This is a genomic window from Pelosinus sp. sgz500959 (assembly GCF_042610375.1).
Taxonomy (GTDB): domain Bacteria; phylum Bacillota; class Negativicutes; order DSM-13327; family DSM-13327; genus CTSoil-075.
This window is the reverse complement of the sequence record NZ_JBGJZL010000029.1, coordinates 1-11,483: the sequence shown is the minus strand read 5'-3', so window position 1 is coordinate 11,483 and position 11,483 is coordinate 1. Positions and strand designations below refer to the sequence as shown.

10 protein-coding genes and 2 pseudogenes are annotated in these 11,483 nt (G+C 38.8%); all 12 read left to right on the top strand.

Annotation, left to right across the window (positions count from 1 at the left end; all coding sequences use genetic code 11):
- A pseudogene (locus ACAN52_RS21545) lies at positions 1-225 on the top strand (methylmalonyl-CoA mutase); the annotation flags it as partial.
- A gap of 65 nt (positions 226-290) precedes the next feature.
- Entirely contained in the window at positions 291-719 is a 429-nt protein-coding gene (locus ACAN52_RS21540; RefSeq protein ID WP_378957175.1) for a thioesterase family protein, read from the top strand.
- Positions 720-954: 235 nt separating this feature from the next.
- Entirely contained in the window at positions 955-2,643 is a 1,689-nt protein-coding gene (locus ACAN52_RS21535) for a methyl-accepting chemotaxis protein (protein ID WP_378957174.1), read from the top strand.
- Between the two features lie 224 nt (positions 2,644-2,867).
- Positions 2,868-4,484: a DcuS/MalK family sensor histidine kinase gene (gene dcuS, locus ACAN52_RS21530; protein WP_378957172.1), complete on the top strand. Its 1,617-nt coding sequence runs from the start codon at positions 2,868-2,870 to the stop codon at positions 4,482-4,484.
- Positions 4,477-5,181 carry a response regulator gene (locus tag ACAN52_RS21525; RefSeq protein WP_378957170.1) on the top strand — a complete coding sequence of 235 codons (705 nt, stop codon included), beginning with the start codon at positions 4,477-4,479 and terminating at the stop codon, positions 5,179-5,181. Before dcuS ends, ACAN52_RS21525 begins: the two co-directional genes overlap by 8 nt.
- A 273-nt stretch (positions 5,182-5,454) precedes the next feature.
- A complete protein-coding gene (locus ACAN52_RS21520) occupies positions 5,455-6,984 on the top strand; it encodes an acyl-CoA carboxylase subunit beta (RefSeq protein ID WP_378957169.1) in 1,530 nt (509 codons plus the stop codon).
- A gap of 46 nt (positions 6,985-7,030) precedes the next feature.
- Positions 7,031-7,390: an OadG family protein gene (locus ACAN52_RS21515; RefSeq protein WP_378957167.1), complete on the top strand. Its 360-nt coding sequence runs from the start codon at positions 7,031-7,033 to the stop codon at positions 7,388-7,390.
- Between the two features lie 42 nt (positions 7,391-7,432).
- The gene (locus ACAN52_RS21510) at positions 7,433-7,828 is read left to right on the top strand and encodes a biotin/lipoyl-containing protein (protein WP_378957166.1); all 396 of its coding nucleotides are present in this window, start codon (positions 7,433-7,435) and stop codon (positions 7,826-7,828) included.
- 48 nt (positions 7,829-7,876) lie between these two features.
- Positions 7,877-8,998, top strand: a complete 1,122-nt coding sequence (locus tag ACAN52_RS21505; RefSeq protein WP_378957165.1) for a sodium ion-translocating decarboxylase subunit beta — start codon at positions 7,877-7,879, stop codon at positions 8,996-8,998.
- A gap of 120 nt (positions 8,999-9,118) precedes the next feature.
- Positions 9,119-10,390: an SLC13 family permease gene (locus tag ACAN52_RS21500; RefSeq protein WP_378957164.1), complete on the top strand. Its 1,272-nt coding sequence runs from the start codon at positions 9,119-9,121 to the stop codon at positions 10,388-10,390.
- 163 nt (positions 10,391-10,553) lie between these two features.
- Positions 10,554-10,820, top strand: a complete 267-nt coding sequence (locus ACAN52_RS21495) for a hypothetical protein (RefSeq protein ID WP_378957163.1) — start codon at positions 10,554-10,556, stop codon at positions 10,818-10,820.
- Between the two features lie 61 nt (positions 10,821-10,881).
- Positions 10,882-11,483: pseudogene (locus tag ACAN52_RS21490) on the top strand (acetyl-CoA hydrolase); the annotation flags it as partial.

Sequence of the window (11,483 nt, the reverse complement as noted above, 5' to 3'; positions counted from 1 at the left end):
AATGTCATTGCTCTTAGTTTGTTATCAGGAGCTCACAATCACTTGTTCCCACGCATTGTAGAACTGATTCGTGGTAACGGTATGACTGATGTGTTAATGATTGGTGGCGGTGTAATTCCTGATTCCGATATCGCTGGTCTTAAAGCCGCTGGTATCGCTGAAGTTTTCACACCTGGTACATCCACAACAACCATCATTGATTACATTCATTCTAACGTGAATTAAAAAACCATCAAACCCTGGGTATCAATTTCTCGAAACTTTTATAAAAAATGAAGGGGGAGAGTATTGTGTTAGATTTAACATCAATGGTTCCTGGGCTATCAACAGTTGTACAACGAAAAATAACGGAAACAGATACTGCAAAAAATTATGGTGGTGGAGCATTAGGAAATCTACTTGCGACTCCTGCTTACGTTGATCTTATGATCGCTGCAGCGGTAACAACTGTAGATGAAAAATTACCTGATGGATTTATAACCGTTGGACGTTCTATGTCATTTACTCATGAGGCATCAACTACTTTAGGAATGACAGTGAGTGTAAAGGCTACATTGACACATGTGGATGGTAATAAGTTATCCTTTGATATTTTAGCTTTTGATGAGGTTGGTGAAATCGGTAGAGGAACTCATGAACGTATCATTGTGAATGCTGAGCAACTGATCATAAAGACTAGTAAACGTGTTGAAATGATTGAGCAGCAGTATCTAAAATAGTAATTTTTTCTTGTAAAAACTTTTCTAGATTTTAAATGAGGATGACTAGGGATTTAGTTTACATCTTAGGACTTGGTGAAAGCCAGGTCTTTTTTTATAGTACAGGTAATTTAGTATTTAAAGAAAGTAACACCGCATTGTCTTTCGAGCAGGGAATTTCATGGAAAAAATAGAACGACTAATAAAAGGAAAAAAATTGCTGAGAAAGGCATTAATAAGGTAGGTGGTTAGATAAATGCGTGTAACAATCGGAAAACAAATTTTATTAGTTTGTATGATGGTCGTCATCGCTTTCACAGGACTGAATGTATATACCTATTATCAAATTGATCAGATTGAAAAAGGTTATGATGGGGTGCTCTCGCGCAGTGTACCTTTAGTTGTGGAAGTAAAGGATCTTAACATTGAATTAAACAACCAGGCAGCACTAGTTCGTGGATATATATTAACGGCTTCTCCCCAATACGTGCAAGCGTATGATATTTCGCGCAAAAATATGGATGCAACCTTGGCTAGTCTAGAGAAAAAATTGATCACGCCCGAAGGCAAAGAAAAAGTAGGGCAGCTTCGGTCCTCTTTAGATGAATATCATAAGATAGCTGATCAAGGCCTTGCAGTTCGCAATACAACTGGACAAGAAGCAGCTACAAAATTTGTCGCTGCAGCAGGTGCGAAAGTTGAAGTGGCTGAAAAAAATATGAATGATACTGTGAATTTTTTAATGGATCGAATGGATTTGCGTGTGAAAGATAACGTGAATGCTGCAGAGAATGTGCAAAGAGTACTAGGGATTTTGGATGCTATTATTTTTATTGTAGCTTGTATCGCTTCTATCTATTTAGCAAGGCGTATTTCTGGCCCCCTTAGGAAGGTTGCTGATTCTGCCATACAGATTGCCAATGGTAATTTAGCAGTGAATACTATTCAATATAACGCTAAAGATGAAATCGGGGATCTTTTACAAGCGTTTACGATTATGACGGATAATTTACGAAGTCTGGTGATACAAGTCGCTAAATCTTCTGAGCAAGTGGCTGCATCGAGTGAGGAACTAACGGCTAGCTCTGAGCAATCAGCCCAAGCGGCAGGTCAAGTTGCGGAAAGCGTTATGAATGTGGCAAGCGGTGCAGCTCATCAAGTCGATGCTGTAGAACAGACTATTTCTGTTGTACAAGAAATGATGGTAGAAATTAGCCAGATTGCTTCTAAATCAAATCTGGTCTCGGAAAAATCAGGTGAAGCAGCTCGTGTTGCTAGCAGCGGTAGTGAAGCGGTTTTACAAGCAACCAATCAAATGCAAGTTATACAAAACTCAGTAACTCAATCTGCTGGTGTTGTGAAAAATCTAGGAGAACGATCACAACAAATTGGGCAGATCGTAGACGTTATCAGTGGTATTGCTGGTCAAACCAATTTGCTTGCCTTAAATGCTGCTATTGAAGCGGCACGGGCTGGGGAACAAGGGCGAGGGTTTGCAGTTGTTGCTGATGAAGTCAGAAAATTAGCGGAGCAGTCTCATGAAGCAGCCCAAAAAATTAGTGGGATTATTCGTGATATTCAGTCTGAGACTACCGTTGCCGTTACGACCATGAACCAAGGGACTGCTGAAGTGGCCCGAGGGACAGAGGTAATTTCGGCTACTGGTGATCGTTTTCATTTTATTGTAACCATGGTTCAAGAACTAAATAGTGAGATTAAAGAAATTCGTGGTGCTGCGGAAAAACTTTCAGCCTCTAGTGATGATGTAACACGTTCTGTAGATCGTGTTAAAGTGGTTGCTGCTAGTTCTGCAGCCGATACCCAAACTATTTCTGCTGCTGCTGAAGAACAGTCAGCCTCGATGGAAGAAATTGCTTCATCTAGCCAAGCCTTATCCAATATGGCTAGCGAGTTGCAAGTTTTTGTAGCGAAATTTCATCTCTAAGTGTTAAGGTCAGATTGTTTACTTATTTGACTTGTTTATGGACAAAATAGGCCTGAACATTAGGTAAGGTTCTTAAGGTCGAAAACTCTTGTAAGCGTGGGATAAGAACGTTTGCAAGGGTTTTCTCTTTTTAAATATTTTATACTAGATTTTTTCTAAAAGAATTTATTATAACATCATTAATCAGGAAGATAATAAGAAAAGGTAATGGAAGGATGAATACCATGGGGAGAAAGAAACCTAGATTAGGATTACAGGCAACAATTACAGTATTTGCTTGTATTGTTGTTGCCTTAGCTCTATTAGCAGCTGACATTGTTATTACAAAAAATATTTCTTCTGATACTGAAAGGAATATAGCTCTAGGCACAATGGAAGTAGCTCGTTCTATTGCAAATTCTCCTGTCGTTATAGATGGGCTAAGTGGAAGACAGAATGAAGGGCAGATACAAATTTTTGTTGATAAAGTAACCAACATCATGAGTGATATTCAATTTATTGTAGTCATGGATATGAATAAAATCCGCAAATCACATCCCAATCCAGCTCAAATTGGGACATATTATGAAGATGAGGATGGTAATGCTGCTTTTGATGGACAAGAGACTACTTCAGTAAGGACGGGTTCCTTAGGAGTCTCTTTACGAGCCTTCACACCTGTGTTTAATGCTAATGGTCAACAGATAGGTGTAGTACTTAGTGGAACTTTGCTAGAAAAGGTACAAGAGACGGTAGATCATAGTCGGCGTGGTATCTATGCTGGAATTGGCGTGGGTATGTTGGTTGGTGTACTAGGCTCCCTGATATTAGCAGGAAAAATTAAAAAAAGCCTGTTCGGCTTAGAACCTTTTGCTATTGCACAAATATTTGAGGAACGGAGTGCTATGTTACAGTCTGTGAAGGAAGGAATTTTGGCAGTAGATAAGGAATCTTATATTACCATTGTCAATGAGGAAGCCATGAAAATATTTCAAAAAGCCGGCATTGTTGGTAATCCTCTTGGAAAAAAAGTAAATGATTATGTGCCCCATACAAATTTGCAAAATATCCTTCGCACAGGACAAGCTGAACTAGATCATGAACAGGAGTTAAATGGAATTAGAATTTTGGCCAATCGCATTCCAGTCATTGTAAAAGGGGAAATTGTAGGGGCTATTACCTCTTTTCGAGATGAAACGGAAATTAAGCAATTAGCAGAAAAACTTACAGATGTGAGTAATTATGCAGAAGCTTTGCGAGCTCAAACTCATGAATTTATGAATAAAATGCATGCTATTCGAGGAATGATGTCCACAAAAGATTATGATCGACTTACGAATTATGTAAATGAAATTGCTGATCAATATCAAGTTGAAGTTGGTTCTGTCGTAAGTAAAATTAAAGATCCAGTACTGGCGGGTTTTTTACTAGGAAAAATTAGTTTATCTAGAGAAGCTGGTGGAGAAATGATCTTATCTGAGGGAAGTTTTTTACCTGTATCAGCAGAACCAGAAGTCGTTCATGAACTTATCATCATCCTTGGGAATTTAATAAATAACGCCCTAGAAGCTGTTGAAGAATCATTGATCAAACGTATTAGTTTAGACATCTCTTATGAAAGTGATATTTTGATTATTGAAGTAAGTGACACTGGTCAAGGGATTAAAGAAGAAATGAAAAAGAATATTTTTAAAAAAGGATATTCTAATAAGGGGACTGATCGAGGTTTAGGATTATATTTGATTGAGCGAAGTTTAGAACGCTTGGGTGGAGAAATAACAGTCATTTCAAAAGTAGGCTATGGTACCACATTTAAAGTTGTTGTACCTTATTGGAGTCAGGAGGAAGGATATATTGATTAAGGTTATGATTGTAGATGACGATCCGATGATTGCAGAATTTAATCGGCGTTATGTGGAAGCTGTGAAAGATTTTAAAGTTGAAGTTGGCGTCCATTCAGCGAATGAGGCCCTTAAAATATTAGATAAAGTTGATATTGACTTGATATTATTGGATATATTTATGCCTGGTATGAATGGTTTAGAATTATTGATGAAAATTAGGCGGGTAGGTAAAGGGGTTGATGTGATTGTTGTCACAGCTGCTTGTGATCGTGATCATATAAAAAAAGCATTACAATTTGGAGCTGTCGATTATATTATAAAACCCTTTACATTTGACCGATTAAAAGCAGCATTGTTAGCTTATAAAGGTATGGCAAGCTTAATGGAGGATCAAGAACGATTGAGTCAGGTTGAACTTGATCAATGCTTGTTGTATAAGGAACAACCAATAGTCATTGAACTACCAAAAGGTGTTGATAAGAAGACATTAGCTATTATTTGGGAAAAGATACAACAATTAGAAGAAAGCCTTTTCTCAACAGAAGAAATGGCAAAGTATATTGGGATTTCACGGATTTCAATGCGCAAATATTTAGAGTTCCTTAGAAAAATCAGTGTTTTGAAATTAGAACTTATTTATGGAACAGTAGGGAGACCTACTTATAAATATTTAAAGATTGATTCTGGGAAGCATATTCTAGAGCGTTATTTATAATTTAAGAATAAGATTCATCATTAAGAACATTTGTTTTTAAGATGAATCTTATTTTTATGTAATTAAGTAGTTAAAGTAACTGAGATTACTACTTTCATTATCTATTTAAATTACATTATCTACATAAACTAGATATTTATCAGTAAATTGTGTATTTTTAGATTACTGAAGATTGCTTATAGTCGTTTAGATGTCCTATACAGAAAGATCTTTGGTAGGTAAAAAATAGTATTCTTAGTTCAAAATAAAAAGTGATAGTTGGGGGTGGAATTCTTGTCGACAACACTAGAAAAAATCAAGGATATGCAAAAACAGACAGAAAAAATCATGGCTGGTGGTGGCACCAAACGGATTGCAAAACAACATTCCTTAGGTAAATTAACGGCTCGTGAGCGCATCGAAAAATTACTGGATGCAAAAAGCTTTATGGAACTAGATCGTTTTGTAACTCATCGTTGCACCAATTTTGGGATGGAGCAAACAGAAGCACCAGCAGAAGGCGTCGTTACAGGGTATGGTACGATTGAAGGTCGTTTGGTTTATGTATATGCTCAAGACTTTACTGTCGTTGGTGGTTCTCTTGGGGAAATGCATGCAGCCAAAATTTGCAAAGTTCAAGACTTGGCGATGGAAATGGGAGCACCGATCATTGGCATCAATGATTCAGGTGGTGCAAGAATTCAAGAAGCTGTCGATGCTCTATCTGGATATGGTAAAATTTTTTACAAAAATACATTGGCTTCTGGTGTCATTCCTCAAATTTCGGCGATCATGGGACCATGCGCTGGTGGTGCAGTGTACTCTCCTGCATTAACAGATTTTATCTATATGGTGAAAAATACCAGCCAAATGTTTATCACAGGTCCTCAAGTAATTAAAACAGTTACAGGTGAAGAAGTTACTTCAGAAGATCTTGGTGGTGCTATGACTCATAATGCTACATCAGGCGTAGCGCATTTTGTGGCAGAAAATGATGATGACTGCTTAGAACAAATTCGTCGTTTGGTCAGTTTTATCCCTAGTAACAACTTAGAAGCTACCCCTGTTATTGATAATGGGGATGATGCTATGCGTACGGATGAAAGTTTAAATACGATCATTCCAGACAATTCAAATCAATCTTATGATATGAAGGAAGTTATTGCTAAAATCGTTGATAATGGAGATTTTTATGAGGTTCAACCTTATTATGCTCCGAATATCATTACGACTTTTGCGCGTTTAGATGGAAAGACCGTTGGTATTATTGCCAATCAACCCAAAGTCATGGCAGGGTGCCTCGACATTAATGCGTCGGATAAATCTTCTCGTTTTATTCGTTTTTGCGATGCCTTTAACATCCCAATCCTCAATTTTGTTGACGTTCCTGGTTTCCTACCTGGTACGAATCAAGAATATGGTGGCATCATTCGCCATGGTGCTAAGATGCTCTATGCATATTCAGAAGCATCTGTACCAAAAGTGACTCTTGTTCTTCGTAAAGCGTATGGCGGTTCCTATCTTGCCATGTGTTCAAGAGATTTAGGTGCTGATCAAGTGCTAGCTTGGCCAACAGCTGAAATTGCTGTTATGGGACCTGCTGGTGCTGCGAATATTATTTTCAAAAATGATCCAGATATTAAAGCGAAAACAGACGAATATGTCAAAAACTTTGCGACTCCTTATCAAGCAGCCAAACGCGGCTTTGTTGATATGGTCATTGAACCACAAGAAACTCGCGGCGTACTCATCAATACTTTTAGTATGCTCGCTTCCAAACGACAAGGTCGTCCTGCGAAACGTCATGGTAACTTCCCTGTATAAATAAAGGGTATTTATAGCAAAGCAATTTGGAAAAGAGGTGAAATCAATGGGACAACCTATTACAACCAATCCCGTATTGATTGCTGCGATTAATATGACTGTAGTATTTTGTGTTTTGTATGGACTTAGCTTAATGGTTAGGCTGATTACAATGATCGATCCTACACAAAAAAAAAAGGTAACAATAACTGAAGCTCCGGAAGAGTTGAAACAGGTTTCTGTGGTAGCTGAGCAAGAAACGAGTGATGAAGAAGACTACGATGAAATGATCATTCTCTTTACTGCTGCCATTGCTGCCTATGGTCATAGTGGTGCAAAAATTGTTGCCATTCGCCCAGTAGGTGGTAGTACTTGGACTCAAGCAGCTCGCATGGAAGGTGCAAACCTAAGAAATGGAATGTTTTAATCAGATTGTTTATAAAATGTGAAAAATTAGGGAGGACTACAAATGAAAAAATTTCAAATTACCTTTAAAGGTCAAGTTTATGAACTTGACGTAGAAGAAATCGGTTCAGCAACTCCTGCTCCTGCAGCAACAAAAACTGTTGCAGCATCAACTCCAGCACCAACACCAGTAAAATCAGCAGCTCCTAAGGCGGCAGCTCCTAAAGCCGCGCCTACTCCAGCAGGTGCGCAAACTGTTCTTGCTCCAATGCCAGGTAAAATCTTTAAAGTCAATGTACAAACTGGTGATTCTATCAAACGTGGCGATGTCATTTGCGTGTTGGAAGCCATGAAAATGGAAAATGAAATTATGGCAACCCAAGATGGTAAAGTATCTGAAGTACGCGTCAAAGTGGGACAATTAGTGTCAACTGGCGATGTGCTGGTTGTGACCGCTTAATCTAGTAAACGATACTCGACATAACAGAATATGGGAGGAAAAAACACGATGGATGCATTTATTGTTTCCCTGCAGGCTGTGTGGGCGGATAGCGGTTTTACCGATTTCACCTCAGGTCATGCAATAATGATTGCTGTTGGTATTATTTTGCTATACTTAGCTTTTGCTAAGGGATTTGAACCACTTCTTTTGTCTCCGATTGCTTTTGGTTGTATTTTAGCGAACTTTCCTAAAACAGGGTTCGATACAGATCCTGGTTTGATGCAACTAATTGGTTTTGGTATTTCTCATGAAGTATTCCCTCCTCTGATCTTTTTGGGTGTAGGTGCGATGACGGATTTTGGTCCACTCATTGCTCGTCCTTCTACGTTATTATTGGGCGCTGCGGCACAAGTTGGCGTTTTTGTGGCTTTAATGGGTGCTATGGCTCTTGGTTTTAATGTGCAAGAAGCCGCGTCAATTGGTATTATTGGTGGTGCTGATGGTCCGACAGCCATCTATCTGACCATGAAATTAGCACCTCATCTTTTGGGTGCAATCGCTGTTGCTGCTTATTCTTATATGTCTCTAGTACCACTCATTCAACCTCCGATTATGAAACTGTTGACAACGAAAAAAGAACGAGAAATCGTCATGGATCAATTACGTCCAGTTTCTAAGTTTGAAAAGTTAGCCTTCCCTGTAGTTACGACAATTATTATTAGTTTATTATTACCACCGATTGCTTCTTTGATGGGCATGCTCATGCTCGGAAATTTATTTCGTGAATCTGGTGTGACGGGGCGTCTTGCCGATGTTTCAGAAAATGCGTTGATTAACATTGTCACTATTTTCTTAGCAACAGGTACAGGTCTTACCATGAAAGCTGAGAACTTCCTAAATGTCAAAACTCTACTGATCATTGGCCTTGGTTTAGTTGCCTTTGCAGCGGGTACTGCTGGTGGTGTACTATTTGGTAAGGTTATGAATTATTTTAGTGGTGGCAAGATTAATCCACTGATTGGTTCTGCTGGAGTGTCCGCAGTACCAATGGCTGCACGAGTTAGTCAAATTGTTGGTCAACAAGCGAATCCAGGAAATTATCTATTAATGCATGCCATGGGACCAAATGTAGCGGGTGTTATTGGTACAGCTGTTGCAGCTGGCACGATGCTGGCAATGCTTAAGTAACTTTAGTAAGATCCATTTATTGTTGCGTAGATTAGCACGGCAATAAATGGATCATCTACGAATTGCTTTTATACTCGTCATATATCTTGAAAATGTGCACGAATAAAGGGGGATAAGCAAATGTCCGCAGCTGTGATCACACTGATCGTTTTAGGTGTTGTAGCTTTGTTTTTTGTTACGGAAGCCATTCCATTGGCAATTGCAGCCATGGGGGGAGCCGTTGCCTTAGGTATCTTAGGTATTATTCCAATGAATACTGTTTTTTCTGGTTTATCGAATTCCACTGTTGTTTTATTTGCTGGTATGTTTGTGATTGGCGCCGCTATGTTTCATACAGGTCTTGCTCCTAAAATGGGAGAGACAGTCGTCAAGTATGCAGGTAAAAGTGAAAATGGTTTGATGATTGCTGTTATGTTTATCGCGGCTGCTTTGTCATCTGTTACCTCAAATACAGGTACAACAGCGGCTCTCATGCCTGTTATTCTTGGAATTTGCACTGTAGCAAAAATTCCTGCTTCTCGTCAATTGATGCCTCTTGCTTTTGCAGCAGGATTAGGGGGAATTATCACCCTCGTTGGTACACCTCCGAATATTATCGCTGCAGGTGCTCTAAAAGCTGCTGGATTTGAACCTTTTGGTTTTTTTGAATTTGCTTGGATTGGTATTCCACTAACTGTAGCTGGGATGCTTTATATGGTGTTTATTGGTAAACATTTATTACCTAAAGCTGCACTTTCTAGTGATCAGGTCATTGAGCAAGAAGTAGAAGTGACAGTAAGAGATCCTAAGAAAATGTGGATTTCTGGTCTGATTGTAGTGGCTGTTGTCATTGTTATGGCTCTTGATCTTAAATCTTTGCCACTTCAAGTTGCTGCAATTATTGGTGCTATGCTTGCTGTACTGACTGGCTGCTTAAAAGAGAAACAAGCCTATCAAAGTATTGATTGGGTTACAATTTTCCTTTTTGCAGGTATGATGCCAATTGCTGATGCTATGGAAAAAAGTGGTGCAGGTAAGCTCATCGCTGATGTTGTTGTTGGAATGCTAGGGGGGGCTCCATCACCAATGTTCGTGACTGGAAGTTTGTTTGTTCTTTCTGCTGGTTTGACTCAATTCATGTCTAATACTGCTTCAACAGCATTGTTAGCACCGATTGGAATTTCTATTGCAAAAGGCATTGGTGCAAGTCCACATGCGGTATTGATGGCAATTGCAGTTGCTGCTTCTTGTGCTTTTGCAACTCCAGTTGGTACACCACCGAATACTCTAGTGCTTGGACCTGGTGGTTATAAATTTATGGACTATGTAAAAGCTGGTACTGGTTTGGTTGTACTTTGCTTTATCGTATCTATTATTATTATTCCTATGGTATGGCCATTTTACCCTAAATAAGCTATAAGAATCAATTATGCATTTAGGAGGCAAGAGGGTCTTGCCTTTTAAATGTATAGGATAGACATGTTTATCAATCGTAGAAAAACTTATTGATAAGTATGTCTATCCTATATTCCTGTGAAGCCATGCAAAGTGTAAAAAATAGAAGGGGGGAACAATTGTGAGTGAAACAGAACAAGCAGCACGTGTTATAACTGTTTTCTTTCTTTCCTTAGGATTTATCTATATAGTAGCGAAACTCATTGGAGAAGATAGAAAGGCTCAGTGGTTCAAGAGACGAACCAAAAGCAATATCTTTACCCGTAGAGGTTTCTTAGGAGATACGTGGAATTTTGGTGTTCCTTATCGATGGCAAGGATTTGCCGTATTTTTTTTCATGTATGGTATTATTGGCATTGTAGGTTATCTTATGATTTTTAGCAGTTAATGTTGGTTTTAGACGTGCTTAATGACTGCTATTATAAATAAAAAAATAGGGGGCATTATAAATGATCGATATCAAAGATCGCGTGCGTAATTCTGCGCTCCATAGCAAAATTGTGAGCGCTGATGAAGCGGCGGCAGTAATTAAGCCAGGAATGAATGTTGGAACAAGTGGATTTACCCCATCTGGTTATCCGAAAGCAGTACCCTTGGCCTTAGCTGAAAGAATCAAAAAAGAACATTTCCAAATTAACCTTTGGACTGGTGCATCCGTTGGGAAGGAACTCGATGGAGCACTTGCCGCAGTTAATGGTATAAATAGACGTTTACCCTATCAAACGAACAATGAAATACGCAAGTCTCTTAATTCTGGTGGCGTTAAGTATTGTGATTTGCACCTAAGTCATACTGCACAAATGTCTCGATATGGATTTTTGGGTGGAAAAGTAGATGTAGCGATCATTGAAGCTTGCGCTATTACAGAAGAAGGACATATTATTCCAACCACTTCAATGGGTAATTCAGCATCCTTCGTACAAAGTGCTGATATTGTTATTGTAGAAGTCAATACAAGCCAGCCTCTTGCTCTTGAAGGTATGCATGATATATATATTCCAATGGATCCTCCACACCGTCTTCCAATTCCTATTGTAAAAGTGGATGATCG